This window comes from Streptomyces sp. AC602_WCS936 (genome assembly GCF_019049125.1).
GTDB lineage: Bacteria > Actinomycetota > Actinomycetes > Streptomycetales > Streptomycetaceae > Streptomyces.
In genome coordinates, this window is sequence record NZ_JAGMUF010000036.1 from 12,095 (window position 1) to 27,165 (window position 15,071).

13 protein-coding genes and 1 pseudogene are annotated in these 15,071 nt (G+C 72.1%); 8 read left to right on the plus strand and 6 right to left on the minus strand.

The genetic code is table 11. The features are described from left to right. Window positions 1-68 precede the first annotated feature (68 nt). From KUM03_RS14155 to KUM03_RS14165, 3 genes are all read left to right on the plus strand, one after another. Window positions 69-1,457 (plus strand): aldehyde dehydrogenase family protein, encoded by a 1,389-nt coding sequence (locus tag KUM03_RS14155; RefSeq protein ID WP_217248122.1) that lies wholly within the window; start codon window positions 69-71, stop codon window positions 1,455-1,457. 20 nt (window positions 1,458-1,477) lie between these two features. After that, window positions 1,478-2,575: a Zn-dependent alcohol dehydrogenase gene (locus tag KUM03_RS14160; protein WP_217248125.1), complete on the plus strand. Its 1,098-nt coding sequence runs from the start codon at window positions 1,478-1,480 to the stop codon at window positions 2,573-2,575. A gap of 223 nt (window positions 2,576-2,798) precedes the next feature. Next, a complete protein-coding gene (locus KUM03_RS14165; RefSeq protein WP_217248133.1) occupies window positions 2,799-4,124 on the plus strand; it encodes an MFS transporter in 1,326 nt (441 codons plus the stop codon). Here the strand turns inward: KUM03_RS14165 and KUM03_RS14170 are convergent. The 3 genes and pseudogenes from KUM03_RS14170 to KUM03_RS14180 form a co-directional block, all read right to left on the minus strand. Further along, window positions 4,116-5,095, minus strand: a pseudogene (locus KUM03_RS14170) (DMT family transporter). The gene KUM03_RS14165 and the pseudogene KUM03_RS14170 overlap by 9 nt on opposite strands. 68 nt (window positions 5,096-5,163) lie before the next feature. Then, on the minus strand, window positions 5,164-5,871 hold the full coding sequence (locus KUM03_RS14175) for a helix-turn-helix transcriptional regulator (RefSeq protein WP_217248142.1): 708 nt from the start codon (window positions 5,869-5,871) through the stop codon (window positions 5,164-5,166). A gap of 47 nt (window positions 5,872-5,918) precedes the next feature. Beyond that, window positions 5,919-6,560 carry a TetR/AcrR family transcriptional regulator gene (locus KUM03_RS14180; RefSeq protein ID WP_217248144.1) on the minus strand — a complete coding sequence of 214 codons (642 nt, stop codon included), beginning with the start codon at window positions 6,558-6,560 and terminating at the stop codon, window positions 5,919-5,921. A gap of 112 nt (window positions 6,561-6,672) precedes the next feature. On the opposite strand from KUM03_RS14180, the gene KUM03_RS14185 reads away from it, so the two are divergent. The 3 genes from KUM03_RS14185 to KUM03_RS14195 all read left to right on the plus strand — a co-directional run bounded on the left by KUM03_RS14185 (window position 6,673) and on the right by KUM03_RS14195 (window position 8,933). After that, window positions 6,673-7,824 carry an acyl-CoA dehydrogenase family protein gene (locus KUM03_RS14185; RefSeq protein ID WP_217248146.1) on the plus strand — a complete coding sequence of 384 codons (1,152 nt, stop codon included), beginning with the start codon at window positions 6,673-6,675 and terminating at the stop codon, window positions 7,822-7,824. An 83-nt stretch (window positions 7,825-7,907) separates the two neighbouring features. Further along, a complete protein-coding gene (locus tag KUM03_RS14190; RefSeq protein WP_073730989.1) occupies window positions 7,908-8,198 on the plus strand; it encodes a YiaA/YiaB family inner membrane protein in 291 nt (96 codons plus the stop codon). An 87-nt stretch (window positions 8,199-8,285) separates the two neighbouring features. Continuing rightward, window positions 8,286-8,933, plus strand: a complete 648-nt coding sequence (locus tag KUM03_RS14195; protein WP_217248149.1) for a TetR/AcrR family transcriptional regulator — start codon at window positions 8,286-8,288, stop codon at window positions 8,931-8,933. Window position 8,934: 1 nt separating this feature from the next. Here KUM03_RS14195 and KUM03_RS14200 read toward each other — a convergent pair whose 3' ends face one another. Continuing rightward, a complete protein-coding gene (locus KUM03_RS14200; RefSeq protein ID WP_217248151.1) occupies window positions 8,935-9,396 on the minus strand; it encodes a MaoC family dehydratase in 462 nt (153 codons plus the stop codon). 143 nt (window positions 9,397-9,539) lie between these two features. Here KUM03_RS14200 and soxR point away from each other — a divergent pair, with 143 nt between their 5' ends. Then, window positions 9,540-10,061, plus strand: coding sequence for a redox-sensitive transcriptional activator SoxR (soxR, locus tag KUM03_RS14205; protein ID WP_217248153.1), 522 nt, complete (start codon window positions 9,540-9,542; stop codon window positions 10,059-10,061). Window positions 10,062-10,147: 86 nt separating this feature from the next. On the opposite strand, the gene KUM03_RS14210 is transcribed toward soxR, so the two are convergent. Further along, complete coding sequence (locus KUM03_RS14210) at window positions 10,148-10,750, minus strand: hypothetical protein (protein ID WP_073730985.1); 603 nt, start codon at window positions 10,748-10,750, stop codon at window positions 10,148-10,150. A 221-nt stretch (window positions 10,751-10,971) separates the two neighbouring features. Between KUM03_RS14210 and KUM03_RS14215 the strand changes: the two genes are divergently transcribed. Continuing rightward, on the plus strand, window positions 10,972-13,779 hold the full coding sequence (locus KUM03_RS14215) for a penicillin acylase family protein (RefSeq protein ID WP_217248155.1): 2,808 nt from the start codon (window positions 10,972-10,974) through the stop codon (window positions 13,777-13,779). A gap of 16 nt (window positions 13,780-13,795) precedes the next feature. On the opposite strand, the gene KUM03_RS14220 is transcribed toward KUM03_RS14215, so the two are convergent. Then, window positions 13,796-15,061: an exo-beta-N-acetylmuramidase NamZ domain-containing protein gene (locus tag KUM03_RS14220; RefSeq protein WP_217248157.1), complete on the minus strand. Its 1,266-nt coding sequence runs from the start codon at window positions 15,059-15,061 to the stop codon at window positions 13,796-13,798. Between the last annotated feature and the right edge of the window lie 10 nt (window positions 15,062-15,071).

The following is a 15,071-nucleotide window of genomic DNA, read 5'->3' on the forward strand; positions in this document are numbered from 1 at the left end:
CCTGGTGCCGTAAAACTATCGGCGCTAGTTTGGGGCTCGGACGACGAGGCCCGCCCGGAAGGAACCCGATGAAGGCACACGACGGCATGTACATCGACGGCGCCTGGCGAGACGCCGACGGACGGGACACGATCGACGTCGTGAACCCGGCCGACGGGCAGGTCATCGGCCAGGTCCCGGCCGGCACCGCCCTGGACGTCGACACCGCCGTACGGGCCGCGCGCGCCGCCCTGCCGGGCTGGGCCGCCACCCCGCCCGCCGAGCGCGCCGCACGTCTGTCCGCGCTGCGGGACGTGCTGGTGGCCCGCAAGGACGAGATCGCCGGGACCGTCACCGCCGAGCTGGGCTCGCCGCTGAAGTTCTCGCAGGCCGTGCACGCCGCCGCCCCCATCGCGGTGGCCGGTTCCTACGCCGAGCTGGCGGCGACGTACGCCTTCGAGGAGAAGGTCGGCAACTCCGTCGTCCACCACGAGCCGATCGGCGTCGTCGGCGCCATCACGCCCTGGAACTACCCCCTCCACCAGATCGTCGCCAAGGTCGCCCCGGCGCTCGCGGCCGGCTGCACGATCGTGCTGAAGCCCGCCGAGGACACCCCGCTCACCGCCCAGCTCTTCGCCGAGGCGGTGCACGAGGCCGGCGTCCCCGCCGGCGTCTTCAACCTGGTGACCGGCCTCGGCCCGGTCGCCGGGCAGGCCCTCGCCGAGCACCCGGGCATCGACCTGGTCTCCTTCACCGGCTCCACCGCCGTGGGCCGCCGGATCGGCGCCACCGCGGGCGCCGCGGTCAAGCGGGTCGCCCTGGAACTCGGCGGCAAGTCCGCCAACGTGATCCTCCCCAGCGCCGACCTCGCCAAGGCCGTGAACGTCGGCGTCGCCAACGTCATGTCCAACTCCGGCCAGACGTGCAGCGCCTGGACCCGGATGCTGGTCCACCGCGACCAGTACGACCAGGCCGTGGAGCTGGCCGCCGAGGCCGCCGCCAAGTACGCCGACCGGATCGGCCCCCTGGTCAACGCCAAGCAGCAGGAACGCGTGCGCGGCTACATCGAGAAGGGCGTCGCCGAGGGCGCGCGCCTGGTGGCCGGCGGCCCCGAAGCACCGCGCGAGGAGGGCTGCTTCGTCAGCCCGACGGTCTTCGCCGACGTGACCGAGGACATGACCATCGCCCAGGAGGAGATCTTCGGCCCCGTCCTGTCGATCCTCCGCTACGACGACGAGGACGACGCCCTGCGCATCGCCAACGGCACGGTCTACGGCCTCGCCGGCGCCGTCTGGGCCGGGGACGAGGCCGAGGCGGTCGCCTTCGCCCGCCGCATGGACACCGGTCAGGTCGACATCAACGGCGGCCGCTTCAACCCGCTGGCCCCCTTCGGCGGCTACAAGCAGTCCGGCGTGGGCCGCGAGCTGGGCCTGCACGGCCTGACCGAGTACCTCCAGACCAAGTCCCTCCAGTTCTAGCCACGGGAGCACTCCACGTCATGGCCGTCCGTACCGCTGTCCGTGCCGCCGTCGTCCCCGCCGTGGGCGCCCCCCTGGAGGTCACCGGGATAGAGCTGCCCGATCCCGGCCCGGGGCAGATCCGGGTGAAGCTCGCCGCCGCCGGCGTCTGCCACTCCGACCTGTCCCTCTCCAACGGCACCATGCGCGTCCCGCTGCCCGCCGTCCTCGGTCACGAGGGCGCCGGCACGGTCCTCTCCGTCGGCGAGGGCGTCACCCACGTCGCCCCCGGCGACGACGTCGTCCTCAACTGGGCCCCGTCCTGCGGTGCCTGCCACGCCTGCTCCCTCGGCGAGGTCTGGCTCTGCGCGAACGCCCTGACCGGCGCCGCGAACGCGCACGCCCGCCGCGCCGACGACGGCACCGACCTGCACCCCGGGCTCAACGTCGCCGCGTTCGCCGAGGAGACCGTGGTGGACGCCGGGTGCGTGCTGCCCTGCCCCGACGGCATCCCGCTCACCGACGCCGCGCTGCTCGGCTGCGCCGTCCTCACCGGCTACGGCGCCGTCCACCACTCGGCGAAGGTCCGCGAGGGCGAGACGGTCGCCGTGTTCGGCGTCGGGGGAGTGGGCCTCGCCACCCTCCAGTCGGCCCGGATCGCGGGCGCCTCGAAGATCGTCGCCGTCGACGTGTCCCCGGAGAAGGAGGAGCTGGCCCGCGCCGCCGGCGCCACCGACTACCTCGTCGCCTCCGACACCACCGCCCGCGAGATCCGCGCCCTCACCGGCAAGCAGGGCGTCGACGTCGCCGTCGAGTGCGTCGGCCGCGCGGTCACCATCCGCACCGCCTGGGAATCCACCCGGCGCGGCGGACGCACCACGGTCGTCGGTATCGGCGGCAAGGACCAGCAGGTCACCTTCAACGCCCTGGAGATCTTCCACTGGGGCCGCACCCTCTCCGGCTGCGTCTACGGCAACGCCGACCCCGCCCGCGACCTCCCGGTGCTGGCCGAGCACGTCCGCGCCGGCCGCCTGGACCTCGGCGCCCTGGTGACCGAACGCATCGCCCTGGACGGCATCCCGGCCGCCTTCGAGAACATGCTGGCGGGCAAGGGCGGGCGGGCGCTGGTGGTGTTCTGACACCGATGGTCTTCCAGCCGCCCGCGTCGGGAGCACGCGGGACACGGAGGGTGCCGGGACCGCCCCGGCACCCCCTGCCCCCGTGCCTGCGCACCGCCGCCCCCGACGGTCGCCCTTCGATAAACATCCCGCACGACCGTTGACCACATACCGTCCGGTCAGTACGTTCCCGGGAACGTCCCACACGTCCCCGACGTCCCCCGTACCACCGGAGCGTGCACGTATGGACACCCCTCCCTCCGCTCAGCCCCTCCCCACCACCGCCCCGCCCGCGGCCCCCAACCGCCGCCGAGTCGCCACCGCCGCCGCCCTCGCGTCGGCCGTCGAGTGGTACGACTACTTCGTCTTCGGCATCGCCGCCGCCCTCGTCCTCGGCGACCTGTACTTCCCGGCGGGCAGCCCCACCGCCGGGGTCCTGGCCGCCTTCGCCACCTTCGCCGTCGGCTTCCTCGCCCGGCCGATCGGCGGCGTCGTCGCCGGTCAGCTCGGCGACAAGAGGGGCCGCAAGCCGATGCTGGTCCTCGCGCTCACCCTCATGGGCGTGGCCACCACGGGCATCGGCCTGCTGCCCACCTACGAGACCATCGGCGTCGCCGCCCCGATCCTGCTGGTCCTGCTCCGCATCGTGCAGGGCGTCGCCGTCGGCGCCCAGTGGGGCGGCGCGATGCTGCTGGCCACCGAGTACGCCCCCGAGGGCAAGCGCGGCATCTACGGCAGCGTCGTCCAGCTCGGTGTCCCCATCGGCGTGGTCACCGCCAACACCGTCTTCCTGCTGGCCGGGGCGTTCACCTCCGAGTCGGCCTTCGAGGCCTGGGGCTGGCGGGTGCCGTTCGTGGTCGGCCTGCTCGTCCTCGGTCTCGCCTGGTACATCCACACCCGCGTCGAGGAGACCCCCGAATTCCGGGCGGCCGAACGGGCGCTGGCCGAGAAGGAGCGGGGCGAGCAGTCCTCGCCCCTGCGCACGATCATGCGCGAGCACCTGGGCACCGTGCTGCTGGCCGGCGGCTCCTTCGCCGTGAACACCGCGACGTTCTACATCCTCATCACCGGCGTCCTCGACTACACCACCCGCGAACTGGACATGGAGCACGGCGCGGTGCTCGCCGTCTCGCTCTGCGTCAGCCTCACCCAGCTGGTGCTGATCCCGGCCGCCGCCGCCCTGTCCGACAAGTTCGGCCGCATCCGGGTCTACACCGCCGGCGCGGTCGGCATCGCCGTGTGGGCGGTCCCGCTGTTTCTGCTCATCGACACCGGCTCGCTGGTGTGGCTGGCGGTCGGCACCTTCGTCGCCAGCTGCTTCCTCAGCATCATGTACGGCCCCCAGGCCGCCCTGTTCGCCGAGCTGTTCACGCCGGAGATGCGCTACACCGGCGCCTCGCTCGGCTACCAGATCGCGGCCGTCGGCGGGGGCGGGCTCGCACCCTTCGTCATGGTGCTGCTCCTGGAGGTGACGGGCACCTCGATGGCCGTCTCCGGCTACATCATCGCCCTCTCGGTGATCGCCCTGGTGTCCATCAAGGTGCTGGCCGGCCGGGCGCGTTCACGCTGACCGCGAGGCGTTCTCGGGCCGCGACTCCAGGGCTTCGGCCGAGGTCGCGGCCCGCGTCCGCTTCCGGGAGCGCGACACGGCCACGCCCGCCAGGCACAGCGCGCCGCCGGCCAGGGTGAGCGGCCCCGGCACCTCGTCGAGGGCCAGCCACGACATCAGGACCACGAGTGCGGGTACGGCGTACGTGGTCGCGCCCATGCGGCCGGCGGTCGTACGGGCCAGGGCGTACGCCCACGTCGTGAATGCCAGCGCGGTCGGGAACACGCCCAGGTAGACCATGTTCAGCGTCGCGGAGAGCGGCGCGTCGGCCGCCTCCGACACCAGCTGCCCGGTGAACGGCAGGCAGAGCACCGCGCCGACCAGGCATCCGTACGTCGTCACCTGGAGCGCGCTCGCGTGGCCCAGCGCGGGCTTCTGGGCCACCACCCCGCCCGCGTACGCCACGGCGGCCAGCAGGCACAGCACCACCCCGAACAGCGAGGAACCGCCCTCGCCGGACATCGACAGCCCCACGGTCACCGCACCGGCGAACGACACCGCCATCCCCGCCAGCAGCCTCGGCGGCAGCGCGTCCCCGAGCAGCCGGGCGCCGAGCAGGGCGATGAGGATCGGTCCGACGTTCACCACGAGGGCGGCCGTACCGGCGTCCACCTGCTGCTCGCCCCAGTTCAGGACCACCATGTAGAAGCCGAACCACAGCAGGCCCGATATCGCGATCCCGCGCCAGGCGGGGCGCGGCGGCAGCCCCTCCCTGCGCAGCAGACAGATCACGCCGAGCGTCGGGACACCCGACAGCAGCCGTCCGAGCGCCAGCGCGCCCGGCGAGTAGGCCTCGCCGGCGATGGGGGTCCCCCCATGCCCTTGAGGCTATGGGGGAGGATCGAGACGAAGGCGGAGGCCCACAGGACGACGGTGACCGCGGCCGCGCAGGCGGCGAGGAGGTCCGGACGGCGGGACGGGGTGCTGCTCATCATGCTCCCGAGGCTAGGAAGGAAGGGCGGAGGCGACCGGCGGATTCCGGACGCGGGACGCGCGCGGCTCAGCGCAGCGCCACCGGATCGATGCCCAGCAACCCGGACAGCGCCTCCTCGCCCGCCGGCGTCACCTTCACCGCCCGCTCGGAGCCGATGCGCACGCACCAGCCCGAGTCCAGGGCGTGCCGGCACAGGGCCGCGCCCGCGACGCCCGCGAGGTGGGGGCGGCGTTCGGTCCAGTCGAGGCAGGCCCGGGCCAGCGGACGTCGGCCGGTGCGCCGCAGGGCGATCCCGGCGGTCTCGAACCAGCCGAGCCCGGCGTCCGTGAGCGCGAAGCCGGTGTCCTGGCGCAGCAGCCCGAGCCCGGTCAGCGCGTCGGTGACCGCGATCCCGAGCCGCCCGGCGAGATGGTCGTAGCAGGTGCGGCCCCGGGCCATCGCCGACCCGGCGCTCGACGCCCGCAGGGTGCGCGGACGCCGCGCCTCGGGCGCCACCTGCGCGGCCAGGTCCTCCACCAGCTGCGCGACCCGCTCGTCGGCCAGCCGCACGTACCGGTGCCGCCCCTGCCGCTCCTCGGCCAGCAGCCCGCCCGCGACGAGCTTGCCCAGATGCTCGCTCAGCGTGGAGGCGGCCACCCCGGCGTGCCGGGCCAGCTCACCGGCGGTCCACGCCCGCCCGTCGAGCAGGGCCAGCAGGCACGCGGCCCTGGTCTCGTCGGCGATAAGCCCGGCCAGCCGCGCGAGTCCCGGTGCTCCGGCGTCCTTCTCGGTCATGCGTTCCAGAATGAGGGACGCACGGTTCGGCAGGCGCCGAAGTGTGCTCAGGCGCCCCGCGCGACCTGTGCGTACTGCTGCGCCAGCCCGTCCAGCAGCGCTGTCAGCCCGGTCTCGAAGGCCCGCTCGTCGATCTTCTCCTGCTGCTCGGCCAGGAGGTGGGCCTTTCCGAGGTGCGGATAGTCGGCCGGGTCGTAGGCGCTCGCGTCGTCCGGGAAGCCCCGGGCGAAGGAGCCGAGCGCGGACCCCATGACGAAGTACCGCATCAGCGCGCCGATGGAGGTGGCCTGGGCCGGCGGCCAGCCCGCCCGGACCATCGCGCCGTAGACGGCGTCCGCGAGGTGCAGCGCGGCCGGCCGGCGACCGGGGCCGTGGGCCAGGACCGGGACGATGTTCGGGTGGTCGCGCAGGGCCGCCCGGTAGGAGACGGCCCAGTCGTGCAGCGCGGTCCGCCAGTCCCGGCCGTCCTCGAACATCGACAGGTCGACCTGGGCGCTCACCGAGTCGGCGACGGCCTCCAGGATCTCGTCCTTGGTGCGGAAGTGGTTGTAGAGCGAGGGGCCGCTGACCCCCAGCTCCGCCGCGAGCCGGCGGGTGGAGACGGCCGCGAGGCCCTCCGCGTCCACCAGCGCGCGGGCCGTCTCGACGATCCGGTCGGTGCTGAGCAGGGGCTTGCGCGGTCGGGCCATGGCGCACATAGTAGGGCTGCGAGCAGAAACTAGCAGTGCTAATTTAAATGTACGGCTTTCAAGAACGACGCAAGCCACGACGCAAGCTTTCTTTCCTGTGGGGTGACTCGGCATGAACCTGGAGCTCAGCGAGGAGCAGACCGCCGTACGGCGGCTCGCCCGGGACTTCGTGGAGCGCGAGATCGCCCCCAACGTCGTCGCCTGGGACCGGGCCGAGGAGGTCGACCGGGCGATCGTGAAGAAGCTCGGCGAGGTCGGCTTCCTCGGGCTGACCGTCGACGAGGAGTACGGCGGCTCCGGCGGCGACCACCTCGCCTACTGCCTGGTCACGGAGGAGCTGGGCCGGGGCGACAGCTCCGTGCGCGGGATCGTCTCCGTCTCCCTCGGCCTGGTCGCCAAGACCATCGCCGCCTGGGGCGACGAGGAGCAGAAGCGGCGCTGGCTGCCGGGTCTCACCTCCGGCGAGTACGTCGGCTGCTTCGGCCTGACCGAGCCCGGCACGGGGTCGGACGCGGGGAACCTCTCCACCCGCGCGGTGCGCGACGGCGACGACTACGTCGTCAACGGCACCAAGATGTTCATCACCAACGGCACCTGGGCCGACGTGGTGCTGCTCTTCGCCCGCTCCACCGACGCCCCCGGTCACAAGGGCGTCTCCGCCTTCCTGGTGCCCACCGACACGCCCGGCCTGACCCGCCGCACCATCCACGGCAAGCTCGGGCTGCGCGGCCAGACCACCGCCGAACTCGTCCTGGAGGACGTCCGCGTCCCCGCCTCCGCGATGCTCGCCCCCGAGGGCAAGGGCTTCTCGGTGGCCATGTCGGCCCTCGCCAAGGGGCGGATGTCGGTCGCGGCGGGCTGCGTCGGCATAGCCCAGGCCGCCCTGGACGCGGCCGTGCGGTACGCGGGCGAGCGCGAGCAGTTCGGGAAGACCATCGCCCACCACCAGCTCGTCCAGGAGCTGATCAGCGACATCGCCCTCGACGTGGACGCGGCCCGGCTGCTGACCTGGCGGGTCGCCGACCTGATCGACCGCGGACAGCCCTTCACCGTCGAGTCCTCCAAGGCCAAGCTCTTCGCCTCGGAGGCCGCCGTCCGCGCCGCCAACAACGCCCTCCAGGTCTTCGGCGGGTACGGTTACATCGACGAGTACCCGGCCGGCAAGCTGCTGCGCGACGCACGCGTGATGACCCTGTACGAGGGCACCAGCCAGATCCAGAAGCTGGTCATCGGACGGGCGCTGACCGGGGTCTCGGCCTTCTGAGCGTCTGGTGGGAACTTCCTGAGTACGAGAACTGAGTACGTCGGCGGATGTGGCCCGGACCACATCCGCCGATCCTTTTCCCCATGAGTGACACACCGGTCAAGCAGCAGAACACGGCGGCCTTCTACGGCCAGGCCGTGGCCTCGTTCGCGGTCGCGATGATCGCCACCGCCGTCGGCATCTACAACCTCCAGGCCGACGCCTGGGTGCGCGCCTTCCTCGCCATAGCCGTTCTCTACCTGGTCACCTCGGCCTTCACGCTGGCCAAGATCATCCGTGACCGCCAGGAAGCCGTCCAGATCGTCAGCCGGGTCGACCAGGCGAGACTGGACAAGCTCCTCGCCGAGCACGACCCCTTCGAGAAGCTGAGCTGACCTCCCAGCCGTACGCTGCCGCACTAAGCGACCGCTCATACTCGGCGGTATGGTGGTGCTCCTGTCACCGAGAGGGGCGAACAAGCGATGAGTACGGCGGCCGAGACGACGGGCGGCGACATCGAGCCGTGGGAAGAGGTCACCCCGGACGCGGCCCGGCGGCTCCTGGTCGCCGCGGTGGAGGCCTTCGCCGAGCGCGGGTACCACGCGACCACGACCCGCGACATCGCCGGGCGGGCCGGCATGAGCCCGGCCGCGCTCTACATCCACTACAAGACCAAGGAAGAACTGCTCCACCGCATCAGCAGGATCGGTCACGACCGGGCGGTCGCCATCCTGCGGACCGCGGCCCAGGGCGAGGGCGGCGCCACCGAGCGGCTCGCCGACGCCGTGAGCTCCTTCGTGCGCTGGCACGCCGGGCGGCGCACGACCGCGCGGGTGGTGCAGTACGAACTGGACGCGCTCGGCCCCGAGGCCCGCGACGAGATCCTCGCCCTGCGCCGGCAGTGCGACGCCGCGGTGCGCGGCATCATCGAGGACGGCGTGGCGACGGGCGAGTTCGACGTGCCGGACGTCAAGGGCACCACGCTGGCCGTGCTGTCGCTCTGCATCGACGTCGCCCGCTGGTTCAACGTGAACGGTCCGCGCACGCCCGACGAGGTCGGCGCGCTCTACGCCGACCTCGTACTGCGCATGGTGGGCGCCGAACCGTCCGGCGCCGCTCAGGGGCGGTAGCTCAGAGGTAGTACCGGGAGACGGACTCGGCGACGCACACCGGCTTGTCGCCGCCCTCGCGCTCCACGGTGAAGGCGACGGCCACCTGGATGCCGCCCTTGACGTCCTCGACCCCGGTGATCGTCGCCGTGGCGCGCAGGCGCGAGCCGACGGGGACGGGGGAGGGGAAACGGACCTTGTTGGTGCCGTAGTTGACGCCCATCTTCACGCCCTCGACGCTGATCAGCTGCGGCCCGAAGAGCGGGAGCAGGGACAGCGTCAGGTAGCCGTGCGCGATGGTGGTGCCGAACGGCCCGGTGGCGGCCTTCTCCGGGTCCACGTGGATCCACTGGTGGTCGCCGGTCGCCTCGGCGAACAGGTCGATCCGCTTCTGGTCGACGTCCAGCCAGTCGGTGTACCCCAGCTGCTCGCCGACCGCCGCCTTCACCTCGTCGGCGGATGTGAAGATCCTCGGCTCTGCCATGTCCCGGCCTCTCTGCTCGCTCGACCTGTGTGCGCGACGCGTGTGCGCGACTCTAAGCGACTGCTTAGCATGGTCGTCCGCGCAGCGACTGTCAACGGACCGGAGTCGTCCAGGCGGGTGACCGGGTCGGTAGGGTCTGAGGAGTGCCTCAGATTCCCGAGAAGATCCACGAGCTCACGGTCGGCCAGCTCGCCGCGCGCAGCGGCGCCGCCGTCTCCGCCCTGCACTTCTACGAGTCCAAGGGCCTGATCACCAGTCGCCGCACCTCCGGCAACCAGCGCCGCTTCAGCCGTGACGCGCTGCGCCGGGTCGCCTTCGTGCGCGCGGCCCAGCGCGTGGGCATCCCGCTTGCCACGATCCGCGAGGCGCTCGCCGAACTGCCGGAGGAGCGCACGCCCACCGAGGAGGACTGGGCCCGGCTCTCCGCGTCCTGGCGCTCCGAACTGGACGAACGCATCAAGCAGCTGAACCGCCTGCGCGACCACCTCACCGACTGCATCGGCTGCGGCTGCCTGTCCCTCGACACCTGCGTCCTGTCCAACCCCGACGACGTCTTCGGTGAACGCCTCACCGGTTCCCGGCTGCTGGTGGAGCGCCGCGACACCGCCGCGGCCCCCAAGTCCGCGAGCCGCGCCCCGGAACGGGAGACGGAGTGCTGCGACTGACGGCGCGGTGACGGGGCCGTGACGTCCGTACGGCCACGGACGCGTCCCGTCGGGGGTGCGGCATCCCCAGCGCACCCCCGGGCCGGCTACGCCGACATCAGCAACCGTCCCCGCCGGGCGTCCGCCAGCGCGTCGGGGGTGAGGACGGGCCGCGGAACGAGGATTCCGCAGTCCGTGCAGACGGGGCCCGTGGAGGGCTCGTGGTCGAGGTCGTACTTCCAGACGAGGCGCTCCCCGTCGCAGACCGGGCACACCGAGCCCGGTTCACGCTCCAGCGCGGAGATCAGCCCGCGCAGCACCTCCGCCAGCGGTCCGTCGGGGTGGACCCGGGGGTCGTCGCACCAGGCGACCCCGAAACCGCCCCAGGTCAGCCGGTGCCAGTCGTCCACGCTGCCCGGCCTGCGCAGCCCGTCGTGCTTCTCCTTCCTGCGCCGCTCGGCGAACTCGACCTCGTAGGCCAGCCACACCGACCGCGCCTCCTCCAGCTCCTCCAGTGCGGCCACGAGCCGCGCTGGGTCCGGGGAGCGGTCCTCCGGGCCGAACCCGGCCCGCGAGCACAGATGGTCCCAGGTCGCCCTGTGCCCGTAAGGGGCGAACCGTTCAAGGCACTTGCGCAGCGAGTAGCGCCGTAGCGCCAGGTCGCACCGTGGATCTCGGACCTGTCTCGCGAGACTCCGGAAACCGGCCATCGCCCTGCACCTCCGTCACACCTGCACCTGTACTTCGGTCACTTCGGCGTCGTCCAGCGGACGTCGCCGAATAGACGTATCGACAGGCGATTCGGCTCCATCCGTTTTCCGATGCCCCTCATAAGCCGATCCACCCGCTCCAAAAAGTGACGCATGTTCATCTTCCAACTCGGGGATACCGGCGGTAACGTCCGGCCAACCCCCAGTCGGGAGGAGCTGCCATGCCACGGCGCACCCCACGCAACGCCCTCGACAGACTGAGAACTCCCCGCGGCTTCCACGGGTTCCTGAAGGGCGCGTCCGTATGCGCCCTCGTTGCCGGCCTTTTGTCACCGCTTTCCCCGGCGATGGCCGCCGACGCGGAAACCCCGGCCGCAGCCGCCGCACCCGCGGCGGCGAACGACCACTGCGGCGGCCAGTGTTCGGACATCCTGCCGCCCGGCCAGAACGGCAACGCCACCCTCGCCCAGATCCTCCTCAACCAGGCGTTCGGCACCCAGCCCGCGCACGCCGAGGACCAGCTCGGGCCCTACGCGAACCTCGCCACCGGCTACACCGGCCTGACCAACGACAAGATCAACACCTTCTTCAACGACGCCTCCTTCGGTGTCCCCGAGGGCCAGGTCGCCTCCACCGTCCGACCTGCCGGACGCGACGACGTGACCATCGTCCGCGACAAGAAGACCGGTGTGCCGCACATCACCGGCACCACCCGCTACGGCACCGAGTTCGGCGCCGGCTACGCCGCCGCCCAGGACCGGCTGTGGCTGATGGACCTCTTCCGGCACGTCGGACGCGGCCAGTTGACCCCCTTCGCCGGCGGCGCCCCCGCCAACCAGGGCCTGGAGCAGCAGTTCTGGCGCACCGCCCCGTACACCGAGGCCGACCTGGAGGCGCAGATCGAGAGCGCCGCCGCCAAGGCCGGGGAGCGCGGCAAGCTGGCCCTGGCCGACGTGGACGCCTACCTCGCCGGCATCAACGCCTACATCGACGCCTCCGACAAGGGCCGTTACTTCCCCGGCGAGTACGTGCTGACCGGCCACAAGAACCCCATCACCAACGCCGGCACCATCGAGCACTTCGAGCGCGCCGACCTGATCGCACTCGCGTCCGTCATCGGCTCCCTCTTCGGCGCCGGAGGCGGCGGCGAGGTCACCAACGCGCTCTCGCTGCTCGCCGCCCAGGAGAAGTACGGCGTCGAAGAGGGCACCGAGGTCTGGGAGTCCTTCCGCCAGCGCAACGACCCCGAGGCGGTCCTCACCCAGCAGGACGGCAGCTTCCTGTACCTGACGCCGCCCGAGAACCCGCGGGGCCGCGCCCTGCCCGACCCCGGCTCGGTCGAGGCGGAGCCCCTGGTGTACGACCGCACCGGCAGCGCCGCCGCGTCGAGCGCGACCGAAGCCTCCGCCGGCGCCGCGGACGCGGCCCTCTCCTCGGCCCGGCGCGGCATGTCCAACGCCCTCGTCGTCAGCGGCGAGCACACCGCAAGCGGCCACCCGGTCGCCGTCTTCGGCCCGCAGACCGGATACTTCGCGCCTCAGCTCCTCATGCTCCAGGAGATCCAGGGCCCCGGCATCAGCGCCCGCGGCGCCTCCTTCGCGGGCCTGAGCATGTACGTCGAACTCGGCCGCGGACAGGACTACGCGTGGAGCGCAACCACCTCCGGCCAGGACATCATCGACACCTACGCGGTCGAGCTGTGCCAGGACGACCACCACTACCTCTACCGCGGCGAATGCACGCCGATGGAGAAGGTCGAGCGCAAGAACGCCTGGAAGCCCACCGTCGCCGACGGCACCAAGGCCGGCTCCTACACGATGCGGGTCTGGCGCACCAAGTACGGCCCGGTCCAGTACCGGGCCACCGTCGACGGCAAGAAGGTCGCCTACACCTCCCTGCGCTCGTCGTACATGCACGAGGCCGACTCGATCATCGGCTTCCAGATGCTCAACGACCCGGAGTACCTGAACAGCCCCGAGCGCTTCCAGAGCGCGGTGCGGCACATCAACTACACCTTCAACTGGTTCTACGCCGACTCCGAGCACACCGCGTACTACAACAGCGGCGACAACCCGGTGCGGGCGGACGGCGTCGACGCCGACTTCCCGGTCTGGGCCGAGGCGGCGTACGAGTGGCGGGACTGGGACCCGGCCGCCAACACGGCCCGCTACACCCCGCCCTCCGCCCACCCGCAGTCCCTGGACCAGGACTACTACGTCTCCTGGAACAACAAGCAGGCCAGGGACTACACCACCGCCCCCTGGGGCAACGGCTCCGTCCACCGCGGCAACCTGCTCGACGACCGCGTCAAGAAGCTGGTCGCCGACGGCGGCGTCACCCGGGCCGCGCTGGTGAAGGCGATGGCCGAGGCGGGCCTCGCCGACCTGCGGGCCGAGGGCGTGGTCCCCGACCTGCTGAAGGTGATCGAGTCGGCGCCGGTCACCGACCCCGCGGCGAAGACGGCCGTGGACCGGCTCAAGGCGTGGCTGGCAGCGGGCGGCCTGCGCACGGAGACGTCGGCCGGCTCGGAGACGTACGCGCACGCCGACGCCATCCGCACCTTGGACGCCTGGTGGCCGCTGCTGGTGAAGGCCGAGTTCGAGCCGGGCCTCGGCACCGACCTGTACACCGCCTTCACCCGCAACCTGCCCGTCGACGAGTCACCGTCCGCCGCCCACGGCCCGACCGGCGCCCATGCCGGCAGTGCCTTCCAGTACGGCTGGTGGAGCTATGTCGACAAGGACATCCGGTCCGTGCTCGGCGAGCCCGTCGAGGGCCCGCTGGCGCGCGAGTACTGCGGCGGCGGCGACCTGGCCGCCTGCCGGGACACCCTGGTCACCACCCTGAAGGAGGCGGCGGGCCGGACGCCCGCCCAGGTCTATCCCGGCGACGACAACTGCTCGGCCGGCGACCAGTGGTGCGCCGACTCGATCATCCACCGCACCCTCGGCGGCATCAAGCACGGCGGCATCAGCTGGCAGAACCGGCCGACCTACCAGCAGGTCGTGGAGTTCACGTCCCACCGGTGACCGGCTGGTTCCACGGTCACCTGTAGAGGAGGTACTGGCGGCGCGTCCTGCGGAACGCCGCCAGTTCCCGCTCCCAGCCGTCCACCACCTCGTCGGCGTCCGCGCCCGCGTCGATCATCGTGCGCACCTGTGTGGAGCCGGTGAGCTTGTCGATCCAGTTGTCCGGCCGCCAGGCGAAGCCGTCCCAGCTCCGCCTGGCGGTCACCAGGAGCGCGATCCCGGTGCGCACCGGGTCGAAGGCGGCCCGGTCGTGCACGTGGAGCTGCACGCCACCGACGGTCTTCCCCTGGAACTTGGAGAAGGTGGGCGCGAAGTACGCCTCCCGGAAGCGCACACCGGGGAGCTCCAGCTCGTTGGCGGCGGCGGCCCAGCTCCCGTCGATGCCCTCCGCGCCGAGCAGCTCGAAGGGACGGGTGGTGCCGCGCCCCTCCGACAGGTTCGTGCCCTCGAACAGACACGTCCCCGAGTACACCAGCGCGCACTCCGGCGTCGGCATGTTCGGGCTCGGCGGCACCCACGGCAGCCCGGAGGCGTCGTAGAACTCCGAGCGCTTCCAGCCGGACATCGTCACGGTCTCCAGCGGCACCGGCGACCGCAGGAACTCGCCGTTGAAGAGCCGGGCCAGCTCGGCGACCGTCATGCCGTGCGCCTGCGCGATGGGCTTGCGGCCGACGAAGGTCGCGAACTCCTCGTGCAGGACGGGGCCGAGGGCCGCCCGTCCGGTCACCGGGTTCGGCCGGTCCAGGACCACGAACCGCTTCCCGGCGAGCCGGGCCGCCTCCATGCAGTCGAACAGCGTCCAGATGTACGTGTAGAAGCGCGCGCCCACGTCCTGGATGTCGAAGACGACGGTGTCCACGCCGGACGCCGTGAAGATGTCCGCGAGCGGCTGCCCGCTCTTCAGGTACGTGTCGTAGACCGGCAGCCCGGTCGCCGGGTCGTCGTACCGCCCTTCGGAGCCGCCCGCCTGCGCGGTGCCCCGGAAACCGTGCTCGGGGCCGAAGACGGCGATGAGGTCCACGCGGTCGTCGGCGTGCATGACGTCGACGATGTGGCGTACGTCCCTGGTGATGCCGGTCGGGTTGGTGACGACGCCGACCCGCTGTCCGTCGAGCGGGGCGTAGCCGTCGTCGGCGAGGCGCTCGAAGCCGGTGCGCAGCCGGCGGCCGCCGTGGCCCTCCGGCGCCGCCTGTGCCGTGCCGGTCGCGGCGGCCGTGGTGGCCGCCGTGGTGGCCGCGACCGCGGCCGTGGTGGCGAGCAGGGACCGTCTGGACAGCGTCATGCGGTGACCT

Excerpts from the sequence above, each read along its gene's own strand:
- KUM03_RS14185 (WP_217248146.1), top strand. The coding sequence starts at position 6,673 with ATGAACCTGGAGCTCAGCGAGGAGCAGACCGCCGTACGGCGGCTCGCC.
- KUM03_RS14200 (WP_217248151.1), bottom strand. The coding sequence starts at position 9,396 with ATGGCAGAGCCGAGGATCTTCACATCCGCCGACGAGGTGAAGGCGGCG.
- KUM03_RS14165 (WP_217248133.1), top strand. The coding sequence starts at position 2,799 with ATGGACACCCCTCCCTCCGCTCAGCCCCTCCCCACCACCGCCCCGCCC.
- KUM03_RS14155 (WP_217248122.1), top strand. The coding sequence starts at position 69 with ATGAAGGCACACGACGGCATGTACATCGACGGCGCCTGGCGAGACGCC.
- KUM03_RS14220 (WP_217248157.1), bottom strand. The coding sequence starts at position 15,061 with ATGACGCTGTCCAGACGGTCCCTGCTCGCCACCACGGCCGCGGTCGCG.
- KUM03_RS14175 (WP_217248142.1), bottom strand. The coding sequence starts at position 5,871 with ATGACCGAGAAGGACGCCGGAGCACCGGGACTCGCGCGGCTGGCCGGG.
- KUM03_RS14180 (WP_217248144.1), bottom strand. The coding sequence starts at position 6,560 with ATGGCCCGACCGCGCAAGCCCCTGCTCAGCACCGACCGGATCGTCGAG.
- KUM03_RS14190 (WP_073730989.1), top strand. The coding sequence starts at position 7,908 with ATGAGTGACACACCGGTCAAGCAGCAGAACACGGCGGCCTTCTACGGC.
- KUM03_RS14210 (WP_073730985.1), bottom strand. The coding sequence starts at position 10,750 with ATGGCCGGTTTCCGGAGTCTCGCGAGACAGGTCCGAGATCCACGGTGC.
- KUM03_RS14215 (WP_217248155.1), top strand. The coding sequence starts at position 10,972 with ATGCCACGGCGCACCCCACGCAACGCCCTCGACAGACTGAGAACTCCC.
- KUM03_RS14160 (WP_217248125.1), top strand. The coding sequence starts at position 1,478 with ATGGCCGTCCGTACCGCTGTCCGTGCCGCCGTCGTCCCCGCCGTGGGC.
- KUM03_RS14195 (WP_217248149.1), top strand. The coding sequence starts at position 8,286 with ATGAGTACGGCGGCCGAGACGACGGGCGGCGACATCGAGCCGTGGGAA.